This is a genomic window from Candidatus Villigracilis proximus (assembly GCF_016717045.1).
GTDB classification, from domain to species: domain Bacteria; phylum Chloroflexota; class Anaerolineae; order Anaerolineales; family Villigracilaceae; genus Villigracilis; species Villigracilis proximus.
Genome location: NZ_JADJUO010000028.1, coordinates 32,107 through 50,585, shown reverse-complemented (window position 1 = coordinate 50,585; position 18,479 = coordinate 32,107). Strand labels below are relative to the sequence as shown.

Here is an 18,479-nt window from a genome sequence, read left to right as displayed (position 1 = left end):
ACAGGAAAAACCGGATGTCATCATTTTGGATATCATGATGCCCGATATCTCCGGCCTTGAAGTTTTGCGTTATATGCGCCGCGAACCCGACCTCGCCTCCATTCCCGTGATCGTCGTCTCAGCCAAAAGTATGCCGGGCGATATCAAAAATGGGCTGGAAGCAGGCGCCTCCATGTATCTGACCAAGCCGGTTGGATTCCTCGATCTCAAACACGCCGTGGAACAAGTTCTCGAAAAGGCATAAGCACATCGCATGAGTCTGCTGCGCGCCTTCATCGCCATCGAACTTTCCCAAATAATCCTCGAAACGATCGAAAGACAAACTACACGTCTGCGGCAAACAGTGGGAGACGACATCATCCGCTGGGTTCCCCCGCAAAACATGCATCTGACCTTGAAATTTATCGGAGGAATCGCCGCCTCTCATCTGGATTTTCTAAAGCAGATGCTCACCCGTGAAGCATCCACCCACCCGCAATTTGACATGCAGATCGGCGGACTCGGATCTTTCCCAAGCTCACGCATGCCACGCATCCTATGGGTCGGACTCCACGCCCCGGCAGTTTTAACATCTCTGCATAAAAGCATTGAAACTGGCGCATCCCGTTTGGGTTATGAAAAAGAAGAACGCGCCTTCTCCCCGCATCTCACCATTGGCCGCGCCCGCCAAAACATTACACCCGCAGAATTGTCAAAAGTCCGCGCGGCGTTGGACACAATTCAACTTGGCAATATTGCCATAGCCAGAGTAGACTCTGTGCATCTTTTCAAAAGCGACTTACAATCCGGCGGATCTATATACACAAAATTATTTTCCGCACCATTATCCAAATCATGAGGTGAAACCTGAACGCACTAGAACTCGCACGTGAAATCGTAAACTCCCTTGAAGACAAAAAAGGCGAAGATATCGTCCTGATCGACCTGAAAGATATTGTCTCTTTTACCGACTACTTCATCATCTGCACCGGCACCAGTGACCGCATGTTAGATGCACTCGCCAAAGCCACCATCGAAGACATCCGCTCCAAACACGAAAAAAAAGGAAAACAGCAGGGACTCTCCCGTGACGGCTGGGTTATTGTTGATTATGGCGATGTGGTTCTACACCTCTTCTCCCCCGATCAGCGTGATTTTTACAATCTCGAAGAACTATGGGAAGACGGAAAAGTATTGTTGAGATTGCAATAGGCAGTGAAAAGTATGCAAGTGGACATGTAAACACGTAAAAATCCCGTGCGATATGCACGGGATTTTTTATATACGCACCTATTTACTTGTGTACCTATCTACACACTTACACTACTTTTCAAACACCCATTGATCTACAGCACGCTTCCATTCAACGAGTTCTTCTGTCTTGAACCAGAGAGCAACTTCACGTTCGCCGGTTTCAGGTTTGTCTGAAGCGTGGATCAGGTTGCGGCCCACTTCCAGAGCATAGTCATGACGAATGGTGCCGGGAGCAGATTCAACGGGCTTGGTGGAACCAACGGTCTGACGCACAGCCGCAACTGCATTGGGACCTTCCCAGACCATCGCCATCACAGGCGCAGAAGTAATGTATTGGATCAAGCCTTCATAAAACGGCTTGCCCTTATGTTCAGCATAATGTGTCTCAGCCAGAGAAGTGCTGACATGAATAAATTTTGCAGCCACCAAACGAAGTCCACGACGTTCAAAACGGGCAATTACTTCACCGATGAGTCCACGTTGTACACCATCAGGTTTTACGAGCACGAGCGTTCTTTCCACAGAAATTCCTCCAGAATAAAAATTATATAGGACAAACGATCTGTCTGACCTATGAATTAACGAATTAACTCTTCAGCCTTGTTATAGGCCTCAAGCGCTTCCTTCAAACGATTGGCGCGCATATAAGCATCGCCCAGAGTCTGCCAGATACCCACTTCCACCGGATAGCGGTAGATCGACTCTGTCAGATCGCGGATCGCTTCTTCGAGATGCTTACCCTTTTTGATAAGCTTCCCGTAATGTTCCAACGCAGCAGGAATATCACCGCGGTCCAATTCACCTTTGGCCTGATTCAGCGCAACAGTCACGTTCTGCGCTTCCGGTTGACGCTGGCGCGGCAAAGCAGATTTCTTCTTGGCAGGTGCTTCAACTTTCGCCACAGGTGGTGTCACTACGGGTTGAGCAGATACAGGCTCAGGCGGAGGCGGTACGAAAGGTTTGGCTTCCTGTTTTTTCACAACTTCCGAAACGGGTTGTTCGGCCTGTTTTGCAACTGGCTGTGATTCTTGTGTGGGAACTTTTGAAACAGATTCAGGCTTCGGCTCTATCGGATGCCAGTCTGAAGGGGAAGTAGGTGTGGGTTGTAATTGCTCGCCTGCTTCATAAGCTTCACGATGCATCCAGGGCGGCGTATCGTCATCATCCAGTTTAAGTGGGTTTTCATCATCCACGCCTTGCAGCCATTCGGGCAGATCAACTGGCAGACTAACAGGAGCAGGCTCCTCGGTCGGCAAAGAAGCGAGCGCATGCGGCTCTGCATCATTAATGGATTTCTTCCACTCATCCTCAAACTCGTTACTCTGAGGGTCAACGTCGCGCAACCAATCAGGTAGATCAGTTTTCTGTGCAACGGGTGTTTCAGATTTCGGTGCAGTTAAGATCGAATCGGGCGTTGGCATGGCATCAAACGGAAGCCCGGGTTCATCGTCCAGGCCGCTTAACCAATTGGAGAGATCATTTTGAGACATATCCTGATCCCCGAATGAATTTTGCGGTGTAGATTCTTCCTTTTCATCGAACCAATTGGGCAGGTCTGATTTTTGAGCAGTGGATTCTTCTGCGAATTCAAATTTTCCATCTGCATTATTAGGCTCGGCTGAATCTCTCAACCAATCAGGAATGTCGCCTCGTTGAAGATCTTCTTTCTGCGTTTCCTGTTCACCCAGTTCGCGCAGCCACATTCCGGTTTCATCGGTTGCAGATTCGGCGGGAGCGCCAGCAGATGGATTCTCAAATTCAGCAAAAATTGTTCGCCAATATTTTGAGCGCCTTCCACCCATTCAGATTTTTCAGCCTGGGGTTCGGGTTCTTGTTGATTTAGAGTCTGTGCTTGTGAAACCCATTCGGGTGGAGTGTCACTGCGTTTGTTCGGATCGGTGACCAGTTCTTCGGGTTTGGCTCCGTGTTTGGCAGCAAGTGATTCAAGCCATGCCACGGCATCATCCTGCTCTTGAGCAGATGCGCCCAAACTTTCAACGGTGGCGGCAGGCGTTTGTTGATTTAAGTTCTGTGCCTGTGATACCCATTCAGGTGGTGTTTCGTGCCGCTTGCTCGGATCAGTGACCAGTTCTTCAGGTTTGGCTCCATGTTTGGCAGCAAGTGATTCAAGCCAGGCCACAGCATCATCCTGCTCTTGAGCAGATGCGCCCAAACTTTCAACGGTGGCGGCAGGCGCTTGTTGATTTAAGTTCTGTGCCTGTGACACCCATTCAGGTGGTGTTTCGTGCCGTTTGCTCGGGTCAGTAACCAGTTCTTCAGGTTTGGCTCCGTGCTTGGCAGCAAGCGATTCAAGCCACGCCACGGCATCATCCTGCTCTTGAGCAGATGCGCCCAGACTGTCAATGGAGGATACGGGTTGATCTTTTTTGTCCATATCATTTAACCAATTTGGAATATCACTGGGTTGTGCGGCAGGCTCCAATTCAATGGATTGCGCATCATCAAGTCCGCTTAGCCAATCGGGGAGATCGGCGGCTTGAGCAGGTTCAATTTTTGTCATGGATTGAGAACTGCCAAGGTCATTCAACCAATCAGGAGAGTTGCTCTCCTGGGCAGATGATTGTTCATCTTTCGGTTCACTCAACCAATCAGGAGATTTCCAGCTTGAATAGGCTCGGCTTCGGAGGACTGCGCATCGTCAAGTCCACTTAGCCAATCGGGGGTGTCATTCGATGGAGCAGGGACATCGCCAAGTCCGCTTAACCAATCGGGGACATCGCTTGAATGCAGTTTTACATTTTTGGCAGCGTCTTCTGTTTCACCGCTTTGCGCATCACCAAGGCCGGTTAACCAATCGGGAGTATCTATTGATTGTTCAGAAGCAAGCTGAGGCTTCGTAGGAGCCGGGATATCCGTCGGCACTTGTCCTTTGAGCCAGTCTGGCATGTCGGCTGGAGTCAAGTCACCAGCAGCGGGTTCATCATCAAAAATTGAAGTAGGCTGCTCAATGCCGTCTGATTCACCCCATCCAGCGGCGCGCAGAAAATCTGGAATACCATCATCCACAGAAGCAGCGGGCTGCGAATCAGCCAGTCCGGCGGATTTTAACCAATCGGGTGTATCAGATGAAGCAGTCGCAGAAAATGCAGGGGCAGCCGCCGCGGCACCCAGCCCAAGTGAAGCACCCCATTCATTGCCCATTGGCACTTCTTCCCCGGTGTATTCAAGGCGCTCCAAATTAATAGCCGCATCAGCGACGTCATTCGATTGAAACACAGAACCTTTGGTAAATGTGGCGTACGGATCCAACTCACCCACACGCATCCGATAGACCTGGGTGCTTTCTGCCGCGCCGGCAGTAGACGGTAAAAGTTCAACCATTACGCGGTTTGCATCAAAAGTATATGTATATCGCTTTAACAATTGCACGCACATATCCGAAGCATCGGCTTTCTGTCCGCCGCGGAAATAGGCGCGCGCAAGTAGTACCTGCATATCGGCACGCTGCGCATCTTCAAGAAGCACGGCGCGGATTTCTGCAATAGCCTGCGGATATAACTCGCCCTGCACATACATGTGAGCGAGCGCACCGCGTGTCATGCGGATCTTGGGCGGCTCCATGCCATCGCGGCGGCCATACAATCTTTGCAATTCGCCTTGAATTGCAGCATTGGACGGCTGTGCTTCAAAAGCGCGTTCCATGTGCCAGATGGCATCATCCAGTTTGTTTTCTTCATCGCGAATGATGCTCATGCCAACATGCGAAACAAAATCATCAGGCACCGACATCAAGACACGACTGAATATATCCACCGCTTCGTTATAGCGTTTTGATTCAAGAAATGCCTTGCCAAGCAAACGATACGTTTCCAAATGTTTGGAAAATCTTTTCAAGATATGCTGGCAATGCGCAATTGCCTCATCAATACGTCCCTGATCAATGAGGCCTTCGATTTCTCGGTTATAAATTCTTAATGAAACTTTTGCCATTACCGTTTTCCTGGGGTGAAATATGCTGGATTCTTAAAAAAACTTACAAGACTATACGCTATTTTACTCGTAAAACAGGGGGAGTGGAGATACAAATTCATCACTAAAGCTGTGCGCCGAGAGTACTGCCTTGCGCGCTTCGATCAATTTTTGCTTCATCATTGGCATGAATCTCAAATAATGGCTCGCCAGCCTGCACTTTATCGCCAACTTTTTTGTGGATGAGGAAACCAACTGCGTGATCGACAGAATCGCTCTTTTTGGCACGACCCGCTCCAAGCACAACCGACGCCTCCCCCACGATTCTGGCATGTACCTGTGAGATGAATCCGCTGCGAGGAGCATTCAACACTTCCACATATTTTGCACGCGTGTACTTCGACATATCATCCACGTAGGAGACGTCGCCGCCCTGTGCCTGCACCAGCACGCGGAATGTTTCCAACGCACTGCCGTCATCAATTGATTTTTGAGCCATGGCACGGCCTTCTTCCAAATCTTTTGCACGCTGACCAAGCAGAAGAACATGCGCTGTAACATGCAGGCAGTGTTCGTAATAATCTTTGGGGGCACGTCCGCGCAAAAGTTCAATGGCTTCGATCACTTCTAATGAATTCCCAACTGCGGAACCTAAAGGTTGATTCATATCTGAAAGTAAAGCCACTGTTTTGCGGCCAGCAAGACGGCCAATATCCACCATTAAATTACCAAGTTCGCGGGCTTCCTCCAAAGTTTGCATGAATGCGCCGAGGCCTGTTTTGACATCCAGAACGATGGCGTTGGCGCCTGATGCAATTTTTTTGCACATGATCGAGGATGCGATTAATGGCATGGATGGTACTGTGCCGGTTACATCACGCAAGGCGTACATTTTCCCATCTGCCGGTGCGAGATCAAGGGACTGTCCTGTAAGGACGATGCCTTTTTCTTTTAATTGCTGTTTGAATTCATCAGTGGTTAAGTCTACGCGATACCCGGGGATGGATTCCAGTTTGTCGAGGGTACCGCCGCTGAAGCCAAGTCCACGGCCTGACATTTTGCCAACGGGCAATCCGCAGGCTGCGACCATCGGCATGACCGAGATGCTGGTCTTATCGCCCACACCGCCGGAGGAATGTTTATCGACTGCAATATCCACGACTTTGGAAAGGTCAAGCACCTGCCCTGAACGGGCCATCGCAAGGGTTAAATCCGCTGTTTCAAAGGGAGTCATTCCATTTAACAGAACTGCCATTGCAAAAGAGGAAGCCTGATAATCAGGGATTTCTCCATTGGTAAATCCTTTTATAAAAAACTCGATCTCCTGCGATGTTAATTCCTGCTTATCGCGTTTTTTGATGATGATGTCTACCGCGCGCATATAAAATCTCCTTGGTGGATTCTATTTTATCGCAAAGTGAAGGAAAGGACGGGGAATGAGGAGTGGAGAATGCAGAATAAAAAAGGCCATAAATGTTTTACATTCACGGCCTTACTTTTTACTTCTCACTTTTTACTTCTCACTTTTTACTTCTCACTTCTCACGCTTCACTTCCCACTATCTCTTGACCAGCTTCTGCCCTTCTTTGCTGTCTTGCACGGTCCAGCCAAGGGAGGCGATCTGGTCGCGCAGACGGTCTGATTCGGCGAAGTCTTTTCGGGTACGGGCATCTTTTCGTTGCTCGAGCAGGCTCAGGGCTTCGTCAGGAGGCGTTTCTTCATTCGAGTCGAGTTTGCTACTTGAGTGATAATTCCCGGGCTGCGGACTGAATCCCCTTATCCTAGATGAAGGGAGAGCAAGTTTGGCCAAGCTCACTTAATGGAATTTTGCGCCTGAGGGATAAATTTCCATACCGGTTTGTTTGAGGACGGTAACCGAGCTGACTCCGCTCACTTCGCAAATTGCCTTGTCAAAATCCACAATGATGCCGGAATGTTCATCGAGGCCAACCAGAATATTTTCTGCCGGTAATAATTTTCGCCATTGATTAAAACGTTCAATACCGAGAAAACAGCGGCTTGTATCCAGATCGATCCCGCCTTCGGCATTATTCCAATGCGGAACAAAAGACAGGCTCATGCCATAATCTGCAAACAGATCAAGACCTGATTTGGTATGGATATCTTCACCGGCTTTATATACCTCGTAAACAGGCAAAGCCCATGCGCCGACAGAGATCGTAGCCGCAGAGGAAAAGATTAACGTAGCGCCCAGTCTGTGCCGTGCGCGGATAATGTCCCAGGCCAGTGTGCCGCGCAATTGACGCGCCGCATACGTGGGACTGCCCGGCCCCATGAAGATCATGTTGGCGGATAACAGAGGTTTTAATATTTCGGGATTATCAGGGCTGAATTCAGTTCCCAATTTACGAGCAGGGATGATATCAATCACGGGTTTGTAATTCTGCAAACGTGTCTTGAGAAATTCAGCAACACGGCTTGCGACCTGAAATGAATTCAGTTCAAAGCCGGCGGTTGTTTCCATTACAGCAACACGCAAGGGGCGTTGACTGACCGACGGGTCAGAGATATTACGGGCAAGAGATTCAAAGATGCGGCCGCCCGCGAGGGAAGTTTCACCTGAACCAAGAAATGCAATTTTTCCAAGAGACATGTTTATCACCAGTAATGCGGATTATCAGTTATCAGTTTGATGTTTTGTTAAGTTCGTCTATTACGTTTAGGAATGTTTCGTTATCAGGAATATCGGTCATGTTCGCGCTGTAGTGGATGTAACGAATATGTCCGTGAATATCGATCACACAATTCAAGGGCATACGGCCGAGTTTAAACAGGTTGATCTGCTGACGATACATCTTCGACACACTGCGGTCAGGATCGGGCAGGCCGATATAGGGCATGGATTCCTTTTTCCAATATTCCTGAAAGACGCTCAAACTATCAGGGCCAACGGCAATGATCTGCGCACCGCGCTCAGTAAATTCAGAATAATGATCCCGCATACGCGCCAACTGCGCGCGGCAGTATGGTCAGAGAAAGCCGCGCAGGAAAGCAAGGATGACCGGTTGTTTATTTTGAAAACTTGAAAGCCTGATGAGGTTGCCATGAATATCAGTGAGTTCAAAATCAGGCGCGGGTGAGCTAAGGGCGATCAAAGGTGTGTTCATTGTTTATCCAAGTACTGTACCACAGCCTGCATAAACAGGCCGGGACATTCCTCCTGCGGCACGTGCCCACATTGCGGGATGAGACCAGTTTCGCATCAGGAATTTCGGTTGCGATCGCTTCAAAATACCAGGCGCGGATCAGGCGATCTTCCTGCCCGGCCACGATAAAGACAGGCACTGTCAACTGCGGCAACAGCGGACGTAACTCAGGGTACGCGGGCGCAAAGGTCAACTCATAAAAGGCGCGGTCCCAGTTTTCAATCTGAAATATCTTTAGATATTCCTGTTTGATTTCTTCAGTAAGTTTTGTTTGGTCGAACCATTCGCGCTGAATGGTATTGGGAAGTGTCTCCTGATAATCACGCACCATCAGCGGACCGAGATGCCGCATTTGCGGAGTCCACATGAGCGGCAATCCCCACGCCGGAAACTGCGGGCCTCTCCCTCCGCCCACGCCGGGGTCGACCAAAATGAGAGACTCTACTCTTTCAGGATACTCCAAACCAAAGGCAACGGAAACCCCGCCGCCGGCCGAGTTTCCAACCAAGACAGCCTTCTCAATTTCCAATGTGTCCATCAACCCGCGCAAGAGTTCAACATTGGCTTTCATGCCATATGGATTCTCCACCCAATCCTCGGGCATCGGGCGTTCGGTCAGACCGAATGCGGGGCGGTCATACATAATTACACGACCATATTGTGCAAAGTCATCGGCCACTTCGCGCCACGAATACACATTCGCGCCAAAACCATGCAGCAAAATAAAAGTTGTTTCACCTGAACCAACTTCCTTATAGTGGACCGTCACATCGTTCACTTCTATAAATTTGCTATCGGGTTCGGTAAATTCTTTTTCAGTGACCAATCCCCGTCAACTCTGGGGCAGGCACAAGAAAGGGTACTACTGTAACTATTAAAAAAATAGCTACAGTAATCCAGGCAACTATTTTTTGCCAATGTTTCATAATAGATTCTTTATTTACTTATTTCCTGCAAAAATTCAGAGGTAGCCTTAACAATTTGTGCCTGCTGCTCCCCGCTGGTTATTGTTGCGGCATTATCACCAGGCTGAGGGCCATAATTACCAAATTGCGCGTGATTGCCACCATCAATGACCACATACCCGGCATCGGCTGTAAGCAGCGGTTTCTTCTCGTCAAAAATCTCCATCCCTGCCATATCATTCGTCCCGTAAATGGACAGCATCTTCAAGTCACTATTATTGAGAGATTCGTCTGCCGGGTAAGAAGCCCAGAAAACCAAACCTTCTATTTCATCAAGATGATTCTTCGCAAACAAGGCAGAAGCCACTCCACCAAGAGAATGTCCGCCTGTTACCCAATGTTGAATTTCGGGATACATCGAAAAAACAAGATCTCCCGCATTGATATCAAAGAAAGCCAGATTCAAGCGGACCGGTACAAGCACAACCAAGTATCCCTGTTCAGCAATTGCGCGAAGAGGCGCCGCGTATGAACGATAGTCCACACGCCCGCCGGGGTAAAAGATAAAGCCTGTTGTCGGTTCCATATCCACAGGTTTAAATGTTATATATTTATCCACAGTTACGCTAACTTTTGAATCTGATTCAAGCGCAGATAATGCTTCAGACGCAGGTCCCAAAGGATTCTCTGCCCATACAACAAATCCCAGAACAAATACAACGACTACGATCAATAATCCCCAAAGAACACGTTTAAATATTTTCATTTATCAAATCTCTCGCTTTTTTCCAAATTTGGTCAAACATTTGAACAGTTAATTTGCCCGTCAACGTATTTTGCTGGCTGGGATGATAAGAACACAATACCCAAACCTTATTTTGCAATTGATAAGACGCACCGTGTGCGAATTTATATACCGAATTGCGCAGCGAATTTATTTTGAGAATCCTCTCAAATGCTATCCTCCCGAGGCAAACAATCACTTTGGGCTGGATGATTTGAATCTCACGCTCAAGATACGGCTGGCAATTATTCAACTCAACCGGACTCGGCTTATTATCTGGCGGGGCGCAGCGGCCAGACGCGGTGATATACATGTCTTTGAGGATGAGACCATCGCTTCGGGACTTAACCTCAGCCTGATTCGCGAACCCGGCACGGTGCAACGCTGGGAAAAGAGATCCGCCCGATGCATCGCCTGTAAATTGTCGCCCGGTGCGGTTGGAACCGTGCGCGCCGGGAGCGAGTCCCACCACCAGCACACGCGCCCGCGGATCACCAAACCCTGGGACAGGTTTTCCCCAATACTCTTCGTCTTTATAGGCCTTGCGTTTTACACGCGCAACTTCTTCACGCCATTCTACAAGGCGCGGACATTTACGGCATTGAATGATTTCGTTGTTTAATTTTTCGAGAGACATTTTTTTGAAAGAAGAAAGAGGGAAGAATTACTCAATGAACATGGCGTCGCCAAAGGAATAAAAGCGATATCCATTTTGAATGGCGAGTTTATAGGTTTCAAGAATCTTTTCACGCCCTGCAAAAGCGCTGACCAGCATGATCAGCGTGGACTTGGGCAAATGAAAATTTGTGATCATCGCATCAACAATTTTGTATTGATAACCGGGGAGGATGAAGATATTTGTGGGACCGATGAAGGGCGCAATTGACAATCGACGATTGACGATTGACGACTGGCTGGCGGCGCTTTCAAGTGTCCTCACGCTGGTTGTCCCCACAGCCACCACCCGCCCACCGTTTTGTTTGGTTTGGTTAATTAAGTCTGCGGTTTCCTGTGGGAGTTCGCACCACTCGGTGTGGATCTTATGTTCTTCGGGGTGATCTTCTGTGACGGGGGCGAAAGTGTCCAAGCCAACATGCAAAGTCACATAAGCGATCTGCACACCTTTTTCTTTTAGTTGATTTAATAATTCTGGGGTAAATGGTTTGATAGCGTTCGGGGTCATTCAGTTTTTCGTGAATATAGGGCGGGAGCGGAACGTTGCCCACGTTTGAAAAATACGGCTCGATGGGTTCTGTGAATTTAATCAGCCGTTCGGAGCCTTCGAGAATTTCAAGTATTTCCGCCTGCGGACCATCGTTCACCTGCACCTTCTTGCCTACGCGCAGACCCTTGCCACCCACCAGCGCTTCCCAGGTCAACTCGTCACGGCGGCGCAGGAGGAGCAACTCGACGTGTCCGCCGGTTTCTTTTTTGGCGAAAATTCTGGCAGGGATGACCCGAGTCCGGTTGAGGATAAGGATATCTTTGGGTCGCAGAAGCAGGCTGAGGTCACGAAAGATGCGGTGTTCTACATCCCCCGAATCACGATGCAAAACCAACAGCCGCGATGAATCACGCGGTTCAGCAGGAGTCTGCCCAATGGAAGATTCGGGGAGGTGATAATCGAAGTCGGAAGTTTTCATGAGTCTTTTACTTGAGGCGCGAGGGCAATGGCGATGTAGAACATCCAAATGATGAGGCCGATGTGAAGCACGTCATTTTCTGAGAACCAAAACCCTTTGGCCCAAAGTGCGGCGGTGTTGCCGGAAATAAGATAAAGAAAATAGGCGGCGATGGTGATGCCGAGCCAGATCCATGTGCCTAATAATACAAGGTCTTGGTTAATTTTATATTTGTAATAGCGCCAGCCGTTGATGACGAAAAAGGCGATGATGCCCGGCGCGGCAACAACCAAAAGTAATTCAAATGAGATCAAGAATTTGATCGGGATAAATGCGCCGATCATGACGATGATGAAATATAGAACGGCGTTTGCTATGGCGTATATTGAAAGTGACTTGCGTAGTTTGCCCGTAGTGCTAGAATATGCGACGGCAAGAGTCATTGCGTCTATGCTCCAGACGGAGGCGATGAGGTAGAGGACTTCCCACCAGCTTGTCCAGAGGCAGGTTTCGCGGCCGGCGCATTTGATGGCGTAACTAAAGGCTTCGTAACTTGTGCCGGCGAGCAGTGCGCCGATGCCCCATAAAAGCAGGGCGATGCCCCACCAGAAACGGGAGTGCTGATCGCTGCGGATTTTTAGAAAATACAAACCGACGGCAATCGTTAAGATGCCGAGAAAATAGACAATGATCGATGTACTTGGCTGAACAAAAATAATATTCTGCGAAGCAAATTGAAATTCGGCGAATGGCTGAATTTGCAGCCATGTTTCGGGAGTCTGCGCGGGGGTATATGGGATGGAGTCTAATTGTCCGCAGGCGGCGAGGAGGAAAGAGGTAAGAAGAAAGAGGAGGAGGGAGATGCGTTTCATGTGGTTTTATTTTTGGAAAAAAAGAGTCTGTGCAAAGCAGACTTATTTATGAAATATTTGACCTCTTGCAAAAGTTTATTTTTTACCACAAAAACATAAAGTCTCGAAGACTCAAAGGGAAAAACTTAGTGACGTAATGCCTTGGTGGCTTTGTGGTTTACAACACGTTACTTGTATAAGAGGTTTACTTTTGTACGTTCTTTCAGATGTTATTTTTTGAGAAGACGAAGAATTATATTTAACAAGATGGTTAAAACCACCGATACCAAAATTGAACTTGTAACCGGGAAATAGAATCCGCCGTGCTCCCCTTCGATGCGGATGTCACCGGGCAGTCTGCCGAGTGGGATTCCAAATTTGGCGGCGAGATATACTCCCCCGCCGATGAGAAATAAGGTGATACCAGCGAGCATGAGGGTGCAGGCAAGGGATTCCATTCTCTTTTATCTGACTTCTGCCTCATCAAGATATTTGTACTGTCTCTCAAGCAAACGCATAGAGGCAAGTTCCATATTCCAGTCCAGGACATCCAGTGTATCTTCTATTTCCCGTTCCAGTAATTTTTTTTCAAATTCTGCTGAAGACATGCCTGTTATTTTTTCAAATTCGGCGATACGTTCCCGCGAATGGTCAATTCCCTGCTGTAAAATCTTTAACTGGTTGCGGATCGCCGCTTGTACCAAAGGCCTTAAAGCTTCGTGTGCATTTGCTTTAACAATTACTTCTTGAATCATAGATCACAACCTTTCGTAGAACAGCCCCATATTTTAGGGACATGCGTTACAACAGCCTCTGCTGTCCTTCACCTGTGTAGGTGTATCCCAAATGCTCATAAGCAGATTTGGTAGCCACGCGGCCTTGCGGGGTGCGGTCGAGGAAACCGAGTTGTAAAGATACGGCTCAACTACGTCCATGATGGTGTCTTGTTCTTCGCTGATGGATGCGGCGATGGTGTTTAAACCGACAGGTCCGCCGTTATATTTTTCGATGATGGTTTTGAGTACGCGACGATCCACGTCATCGAGGCCGAGGGGATCAACTTGCAGTAAGTCCAAGGCTTCTTTGGCGACAGTTTTTGTGATGACCCCATTCGCGCGGACTTGGGCAAAATCACGCACGCGGCGTAATAAACGCAATGCCACACGTGGAGTCCCACGGGCTGCGCCGAAGCGGGCACGTAAGGGAGCGGTGACCAATGCCAGACGAGTGGTAGCACCGACAATCGTAAAGCGTGGAAGTTTCAAACGAATGGAGCGGGCAGATGGTCCCTTGCCGATGACGATATCCAGCGCGAAATCTTCCATGGCGGGATAGAGCACTTCTTCGACAGCACGGCCGAGACGATGGACTTCGTCAATAAAGAGCACGTCACCGGCGCGGAGATTTGTCAAAATGGCGGCGAGGTCACCGGCACGTTCAATGACGGGGCCGGCAGTAACTTTCACGTTGACTTCCATCTCATTGGCAAGCACATGCGCGAGCGTGGTCTTTCCCAACCCGGGAGGCCCATAAAAAAGGACGTGATCCAATGCTTCACCGCGTTTGCGTGCTGCCGCGATCAAAATAGACAAGTTCTCTTTAACCTGATCCTGACCGATCAGGTCATTTAGTTTTTCGGGACGAAGGGCATTATCTACACGGTCATCGGGTTTGGCTTCAGGGTCAAGAGGCTTTCCTGACGCGGAGCTTGTCGAAGGGCGGGGAGGTTTAGTCATAGCGGAGATTATACCCCGCAGGAGTTCGATGACAATAAACCGCGTCCCAGTTTTCAGTTAAGAGCGAAGCGGGGTTTACATCCCCCCAAAAAATTAGTTGGGCGGCATGGCGGTGGTCTCAAAACGAATCTCGCCCATTTCAAGGGTGGTGGCAGTGGTGACTTGAATGGAAAAATCACGGCCTATTAATTCATCTGCAACAATGAGGATCTGCTCACCGGAAGGGACACGGCGCAATTCAAAGTTTCCATTTGCATCAGTTTGCGTTTTAAGTTCAGTGCCGAGAATAAATATTTCGCCGATAAATGGTTGACCGTCTTCATCTACGACGCGGCCTTGCACAACGGCGGTGCCTGTCAGAGTGGCGAGCGTGCGATTTTCTTTTAATAAAAGCGCTACACCAAAGAGAGAGACGACGATAAATGTTAGCAACAAGATCACGCGGAATTTTTTGCGGCCTGCATCAGGTGCGGGGGTGTTTTCAGGCATGCCATCTTTAAATTGATCAAGCTCGGGGGATTCGTCGAATTGCATGGCTGCTCCTTTTAGGGTGTTTCAAAAACAGAGAAGTCGCCGATACAGGCAGAGGTACCAAACCAGGAACGAAGTCCTGTTCCACCTGTGGTGTAGGTGCTGTCTTGGGCTGAGAGGACTTCCTTCCCATCCATTACTACTGTGTAGGTGTCACCTGAGACGTTAATTTCAAAATCATGCGGGGTGTTATATACATTTTCTCCGATTGGAGTAACTGCAATGGGGGTTGAAATTTCACGACCATTGATCCATTGACGAATGAGAAGTGCCCCGTTTGGGTATTTAGATGATTTCCAGCCTGGATCATATTGAAAGACATACCCATCCAGCCCATTACTGTCAACAGTCGAACGGAAAAACACACCATATCCATTACCGCTTGAGATGCTAACATCATCCATCTTAATGACATAATCTGATTCAGGCAATTTCATGGAACATTTATTCATGGCCTGCAACCCGCTGCCAAAACACATCTGACCATCGTTCAAAGACACCGTATTATTCAAGGGTTGCCACGCGCTTAGATCGCCGTCAAAAGAATCCTGACAGTACATCTTCTGTTCATTGCAAGACTCTCCACCGCCTATACCGCTTGCCACTGTGCAATAAAGATCAGACAGGGAAACGCCGCCAAGGCTTAATGCGAGAATCAAACCGACAACAATCAATGCGAGTAAGAGTCCATATTCAACAAGACCCTGTCCATTTTGGATATTAATCCGCGAAATTTTTTCATGTTTTTCTCCCAATTTTCAATTGATCGTCTGGCATGGGAAATATCCCTGTATTATCAGCCGGCGATCACGATTTTTCCTGACGGGCCTGCGCGCGTACTTTTACACGCTTAAGCCCTTCCCCTGCACTCTCGGGCGGATTTTGTTTATGATCTTCCTTGCTGTAAAGATACGCCAGATCTTCCAAAAATGCACCCAAAGGATCAAGCGGCATCTGCAAGGCGGAAGGTTTCCCGTATAAGATCGAAGAGACAACCGCTTCGCCGGCGTAAGGAATCACAACGCCCAATTCCCTTTTCAATGCGCCTTCAATTCCGGCGCGCGGTAACCCTTTCCCCTTAAAAGGCCAATTCAAGATCAAGGTTGTCCGGTCGGGCGGATAGTGAAGCTGCCCAAAAGTTTCCAGGGCATTCGCGGCGCAGCGGACAGATGCCGTTTCAGGCGAGAGCATGAGCAGTATTTGGTCAGCCATATCCAGACCTGCCAGCGTGGTTTCTGAAAAATCATGGGGCAGATCCAGAATAATATAATGATAATGGGCGCGGAGCAATCCGATGGCAGACTGGACATGGTCGGCTGTAATGACTTCCGCTTCCTGCGGACGGCGCGGAGATGCAAGGACATGCACACCTGAATCGTGATGAAGCAAAACAGAGTTAATCAGATCCATGTCCATTTCTTTTGCGGGAGAGCGCCCCAGATCGGCCCAGGAATTACGAAGGGGAAGATCAAGGAGCAGCGCACTCTGTCCATTCATAAACGCCAGGTCCACCAGCACTGTAGGCGTGCCCCAAATTTGTGATAATGATGCGGCCAGATTTGACGAAAGCATGGACACCCCAATTCCCCCGCGCAATGAAAATACCGCAATCACCTTCCCCGATACTTCTTCATTTGTTTGAACAGATTCCCGCTCTGAAAACCGCCTTAACAACACCTTGACCCTGGCGCGCAATTCCTGCGACTCAAATGGCTTTGCTAAAAAATCATCCGCGCCAGAGTCAAAAGCCTTGATCTTATCTTCAACACCACTGAGCGCGGTCAAAATAATGATCGGAATTTTCGCGGTGGACGGAATTTGACGCAGACGCTCACAAAGAGTGTATCCATCCATGTCCGGCATCATGACGTCCAGAATCGCCAATGCCGGAGGCTTGGATTTGATCACCTCCAGGGCCTCAATGCCGTTTCGAGCCGTTATGATTTCATAACCATCTTTTAGAAGAATAGAACCCACCATCTTCAAATTTAATTCAGTATCATCTACAATGAGAATTCGCTCAGACATAAGGTCTCCTTTTGCCTGCGTAGAGTATAGCATGGGGAAGAATTCAAAGTGTAAAAAACATATTACAGTTTATTTACAGATAAATGACAAAAGCAAACAGGGATGACGCGCGTTCGGTCATCCCTGTGAAAAGATTTGCTCTTCGGCAGCCTGGCAATCATGATCACGAAAAATAATTTTGTGATTGTAGACCCATGACTTTGTGCCATCAGGTTTCCCTGATTTTACCTTTCGGAAGTCGGTCAATCCTGACCAGAAACTTATACTGGTTTTAGATTCCTGACTTTGCGTCGCCGTCTTTTGGCGGTTTTGCTTTTATCGGCAGTCTGGCGGTCGTGACTCAGTTCAGCGTTAGACCCATGACTTTGCGTCGCCGGGTTTTCCCGGTTTTGCTCTTTCTCGGAGCAACTTTATTATTGCACGAGAAAATGTTTTTTTCAATCACTCAGATGTTCTAATAAAAAAATCTCCGCCAGTTGACGGAGATTTTTTTATTATTGTTGTACAACTTCCCTGAAGGTAGCTTCCACGGTCATGCCCCACTTCAAACGCGGATCGTTTTCCGCCACCGCAATGCGGACTGTATAAAGAATGTCACCGCCTTGTTGGGTGTAGGCCTGGCTGATCTCTGTGACCGTGCCGCTGAGAGCCAAATCAGAAAGAGCATCAGGGATGAGCGTAACAGTTTGTCCTTTACTGATTTTTACCACTTCGAGTTCAGTTACATCTGTGGTTTCAACAACCCAGGTATTAAAATTGGCAATGCTAATCACACGCGTTTCAGCTGTCACCTGCTCACCCACTTTCACATTGACATCCGCCACAGTGCCGCCAAACGGTGCAGTTATGATGTAATTGGAAAGCGTATCTTTTGCAGCATCAAGATTTGCTTTTGCCAATGAGAGCTGATCTGAATTCGGGCCGTCAAGGCTGATCTCATATTGATATTTCGCTTCGGCTTCAAGACCAAGTGCGGCATCATAATCCGCGCGTACTTCATCACGTTTGCGAATAGTGGCTTCCAGATCGCGGATGGCTTGATTCAGATCGTCCTGTGCCTGTTCAAGATCATCCTCGGCATTCTTGCGTTTGGAGTTATCGACATCAAGGTCTTTATATTTATCGAAGTCTTCCTGCGCATCGGCCACATCTTGTTGACGATCTTCTATTGTCGCCTTGTCATCTTCGATGCTGTCTTCGATGCTGTCAACATTCAAATCTTCCCATTTATTTTCGGCCTTGCCGCGCGCAATTTGCGCATCCATATAAGCCTGCCAGAGTTTGGCGCGGTCACTGCTTTCATTGCGGAGGAGGACATCATAGGCATTTTGGGCGACGACAACCTGCGCTTCAGCCCCGCCCGCATTTGCGAGGCGGACGAGGACATCCCCTTCGCTGACGGTATCTCCGGCGCTCACCAGAACTTCCTCAACGACACCGCGTGCCTGAAAAAATAGGTTCGCACCCTGAATCGGTTCGAGGCGGCCTTCCGCGACAACATCACTGGACGAGACAATTTCCGCTGGGGCGGGTGTGGCCTCAGGTTGATTTCCACACGCGGCGAGCGCGAGTGAAAGGATGGTTAGTATTGCGATCATAGTTAGTGTTTGTTTTTTCATTTTATACCTTCTTGTCATTTCATTGTTTATGTGATTATTTTCTACTCTATACACAAACCCTAAAGGTCTGCCT

General features: G+C 48.5%; 21 protein-coding genes, 3 pseudogenes and 2 riboswitches. Of the genes and pseudogenes, 3 read left to right on the top strand and 21 right to left on the bottom strand.

The window, feature by feature from the left end; translation table 11 throughout:
- The 3 genes from IPL71_RS22820 to rsfS form a co-directional block, all read left to right on the top strand.
- Positions 1-244, top strand: a 244-nt coding sequence (locus tag IPL71_RS22820; RefSeq protein WP_345325625.1) for a response regulator, incomplete at its 5' end; no start/stop codon positions are given.
- Between the two features lie 9 nt (positions 245-253).
- The gene (thpR, locus tag IPL71_RS22815; RefSeq protein WP_345325623.1) at positions 254-838 is read left to right on the top strand and encodes an RNA 2',3'-cyclic phosphodiesterase; all 585 of its coding nucleotides are present in this window, start codon (positions 254-256) and stop codon (positions 836-838) included.
- A gap of 8 nt (positions 839-846) precedes the next feature.
- Complete coding sequence (gene rsfS, locus IPL71_RS22810; RefSeq protein WP_345325629.1) at positions 847-1,191, top strand: ribosome silencing factor; 345 nt, start codon at positions 847-849, stop codon at positions 1,189-1,191.
- A 111-nt stretch (positions 1,192-1,302) separates the two neighbouring features.
- Here the strand turns inward: rsfS and ndk are convergent, their stop codons facing one another.
- The 21 genes and pseudogenes from ndk to IPL71_RS22710 form a co-directional block, all read right to left on the bottom strand.
- Positions 1,303-1,755 carry a nucleoside-diphosphate kinase gene (ndk, locus tag IPL71_RS22805; RefSeq protein ID WP_345325621.1) on the bottom strand — a complete coding sequence of 151 codons (453 nt, stop codon included), beginning with the start codon at positions 1,753-1,755 and terminating at the stop codon, positions 1,303-1,305.
- Between the two features lie 56 nt (positions 1,756-1,811).
- Entirely contained in the window at positions 1,812-2,936 is a 1,125-nt protein-coding gene (locus IPL71_RS22800) for a tetratricopeptide repeat protein (RefSeq protein ID WP_345325619.1), read from the bottom strand.
- The gene (locus tag IPL71_RS22795) at positions 2,861-3,838 is read right to left on the bottom strand and encodes a hypothetical protein (protein WP_345325618.1); all 978 of its coding nucleotides are present in this window, start codon (positions 3,836-3,838) and stop codon (positions 2,861-2,863) included. The genes IPL71_RS22800 and IPL71_RS22795 overlap by 76 nt, the downstream gene beginning before the upstream one ends.
- Positions 3,835-5,184, bottom strand: coding sequence for a tetratricopeptide repeat protein (locus IPL71_RS22790; protein WP_345325616.1), 1,350 nt, complete (start codon positions 5,182-5,184; stop codon positions 3,835-3,837). Before IPL71_RS22790 ends, IPL71_RS22795 begins: the two co-directional genes overlap by 4 nt.
- 103 nt (positions 5,185-5,287) lie before the next feature.
- On the bottom strand, positions 5,288-6,544 hold the full coding sequence (locus IPL71_RS22785) for a thymidine phosphorylase (RefSeq protein ID WP_345325614.1): 1,257 nt from the start codon (positions 6,542-6,544) through the stop codon (positions 5,288-5,290).
- 177 nt (positions 6,545-6,721) lie between these two features.
- Positions 6,722-6,979, bottom strand: coding sequence for a CysS/YqeB C-terminal domain-containing protein (locus IPL71_RS26275; protein WP_514130847.1), 258 nt, complete (start codon positions 6,977-6,979; stop codon positions 6,722-6,724).
- A complete protein-coding gene (locus tag IPL71_RS22780) occupies positions 6,980-7,777 on the bottom strand; it encodes a type 1 glutamine amidotransferase family protein (RefSeq protein ID WP_345325612.1) in 798 nt (265 codons plus the stop codon).
- A gap of 31 nt (positions 7,778-7,808) precedes the next feature.
- Positions 7,809-8,141 (bottom strand): annotated as a pseudogene (locus tag IPL71_RS22775) (peroxiredoxin family protein); the annotation flags it as partial.
- Between the two features lie 12 nt (positions 8,142-8,153).
- Complete coding sequence (locus IPL71_RS22770; protein ID WP_514130846.1) at positions 8,154-8,291, bottom strand: hypothetical protein; 138 nt, start codon at positions 8,289-8,291, stop codon at positions 8,154-8,156.
- Complete coding sequence (locus IPL71_RS22765) at positions 8,266-9,156, bottom strand: alpha/beta fold hydrolase (protein WP_345325610.1); 891 nt, start codon at positions 9,154-9,156, stop codon at positions 8,266-8,268. The genes IPL71_RS22770 and IPL71_RS22765 overlap by 26 nt, the downstream gene beginning before the upstream one ends.
- A 110-nt stretch (positions 9,157-9,266) precedes the next feature.
- Positions 9,267-10,001, bottom strand: coding sequence for an alpha/beta hydrolase (locus IPL71_RS22760; RefSeq protein ID WP_345325608.1), 735 nt, complete (start codon positions 9,999-10,001; stop codon positions 9,267-9,269).
- Entirely contained in the window at positions 9,988-10,656 is a 669-nt protein-coding gene (locus tag IPL71_RS22755; protein ID WP_345325606.1) for a uracil-DNA glycosylase, read from the bottom strand. Before IPL71_RS22755 ends, IPL71_RS22760 begins: the two co-directional genes overlap by 14 nt.
- 27 nt (positions 10,657-10,683) lie before the next feature.
- Positions 10,684-11,662, bottom strand: a pseudogene (locus IPL71_RS22750) (S-adenosylmethionine:tRNA ribosyltransferase-isomerase).
- Positions 11,659-12,513: a hypothetical protein gene (locus tag IPL71_RS22745; protein ID WP_345325604.1), complete on the bottom strand. Its 855-nt coding sequence runs from the start codon at positions 12,511-12,513 to the stop codon at positions 11,659-11,661. The pseudogene IPL71_RS22750 and the gene IPL71_RS22745 overlap by 4 nt, the downstream one beginning before the upstream one ends.
- A 209-nt stretch (positions 12,514-12,722) precedes the next feature.
- Complete coding sequence (locus tag IPL71_RS22740; RefSeq protein ID WP_345325602.1) at positions 12,723-12,950, bottom strand: DUF2905 domain-containing protein; 228 nt, start codon at positions 12,948-12,950, stop codon at positions 12,723-12,725.
- Positions 12,951-12,956: 6 nt separating this feature from the next.
- Entirely contained in the window at positions 12,957-13,247 is a 291-nt protein-coding gene (locus IPL71_RS22735; RefSeq protein ID WP_345325600.1) for a hypothetical protein, read from the bottom strand.
- Between the two features lie 46 nt (positions 13,248-13,293).
- A pseudogene (gene ruvB / locus IPL71_RS22730) lies at positions 13,294-14,228 on the bottom strand (Holliday junction branch migration DNA helicase RuvB).
- Between the two features lie 93 nt (positions 14,229-14,321).
- A complete protein-coding gene (locus IPL71_RS22725; RefSeq protein WP_345325598.1) occupies positions 14,322-14,762 on the bottom strand; it encodes a carboxypeptidase-like regulatory domain-containing protein in 441 nt (146 codons plus the stop codon).
- Positions 14,763-14,773: 11 nt separating this feature from the next.
- Positions 14,774-15,514: a 3-keto-alpha-glucoside-1,2-lyase-like domain-containing protein gene (locus IPL71_RS22720; RefSeq protein ID WP_345325596.1), complete on the bottom strand. Its 741-nt coding sequence runs from the start codon at positions 15,512-15,514 to the stop codon at positions 14,774-14,776.
- 52 nt (positions 15,515-15,566) lie between these two features.
- The gene (locus IPL71_RS22715; RefSeq protein ID WP_345325594.1) at positions 15,567-16,787 is read right to left on the bottom strand and encodes a CpaE/TadZ family protein; all 1,221 of its coding nucleotides are present in this window, start codon (positions 16,785-16,787) and stop codon (positions 15,567-15,569) included.
- A 141-nt stretch (positions 16,788-16,928) separates the two neighbouring features.
- Positions 16,929-17,026, bottom strand: a riboswitch (cyclic di-GMP riboswitch).
- Positions 17,027-17,104: 78 nt separating this feature from the next.
- Positions 17,105-17,191: riboswitch (cyclic di-GMP riboswitch) on the bottom strand.
- Between the two features lie 90 nt (positions 17,192-17,281).
- Positions 17,282-18,406 (bottom strand): HlyD family secretion protein, encoded by a 1,125-nt coding sequence (locus IPL71_RS22710; RefSeq protein WP_345325593.1) that lies wholly within the window; start codon positions 18,404-18,406, stop codon positions 17,282-17,284.
- Positions 18,407-18,479 lie beyond the last annotated feature (73 nt).

What these genes read in the sequence shown, in the direction of transcription:
- IPL71_RS22740 (WP_345325602.1), bottom strand. Translation starts at nt 12,950, where the DNA reads ATGGAATCCCTTGCCTGCACCCTCATGCTCGCTGGTATCACCTTATTT.
- IPL71_RS22790 (WP_345325616.1), bottom strand. Translation starts at nt 5,184, where the DNA reads ATGGCAAAAGTTTCATTAAGAATTTATAACCGAGAAATCGAAGGCCTC.
- IPL71_RS22745 (WP_345325604.1), bottom strand. Translation starts at nt 12,513, where the DNA reads ATGAAACGCATCTCCCTCCTCCTCTTTCTTCTTACCTCTTTCCTCCTC.
- IPL71_RS22760 (WP_345325608.1), bottom strand. Translation starts at nt 10,001, where the DNA reads ATGAAAATATTTAAACGTGTTCTTTGGGGATTATTGATCGTAGTCGTT.
- IPL71_RS22780 (WP_345325612.1), bottom strand. Translation starts at nt 7,777, where the DNA reads ATGTCTCTTGGAAAAATTGCATTTCTTGGTTCAGGTGAAACTTCCCTC.
- IPL71_RS22770 (WP_514130846.1), bottom strand. Translation starts at nt 8,291, where the DNA reads ATGAACACACCTTTGATCGCCCTTAGCTCACCCGCGCCTGATTTTGAA.
- IPL71_RS22785 (WP_345325614.1), bottom strand. Translation starts at nt 6,544, where the DNA reads ATGCGCGCGGTAGACATCATCATCAAAAAACGCGATAAGCAGGAATTA.
- IPL71_RS22800 (WP_345325619.1), bottom strand. Translation starts at nt 2,936, where the DNA reads ATGTGGCTGCGCGAACTGGGTGAACAGGAAACGCAGAAAGAAGATCTT.
- IPL71_RS22755 (WP_345325606.1), bottom strand. Translation starts at nt 10,656, where the DNA reads ATGTCTCTCGAAAAATTAAACAACGAAATCATTCAATGCCGTAAATGT.
- thpR (WP_345325623.1), top strand. Translation starts at nt 254, where the DNA reads ATGAGTCTGCTGCGCGCCTTCATCGCCATCGAACTTTCCCAAATAATC.
- IPL71_RS22735 (WP_345325600.1), bottom strand. Translation starts at nt 13,247, where the DNA reads ATGATTCAAGAAGTAATTGTTAAAGCAAATGCACACGAAGCTTTAAGG.
- IPL71_RS22725 (WP_345325598.1), bottom strand. Translation starts at nt 14,762, where the DNA reads ATGCAATTCGACGAATCCCCCGAGCTTGATCAATTTAAAGATGGCATG.
- IPL71_RS22710 (WP_345325593.1), bottom strand. Translation starts at nt 18,406, where the DNA reads ATGAAAAAACAAACACTAACTATGATCGCAATACTAACCATCCTTTCA.
- IPL71_RS22715 (WP_345325594.1), bottom strand. Translation starts at nt 16,787, where the DNA reads ATGTCTGAGCGAATTCTCATTGTAGATGATACTGAATTAAATTTGAAG.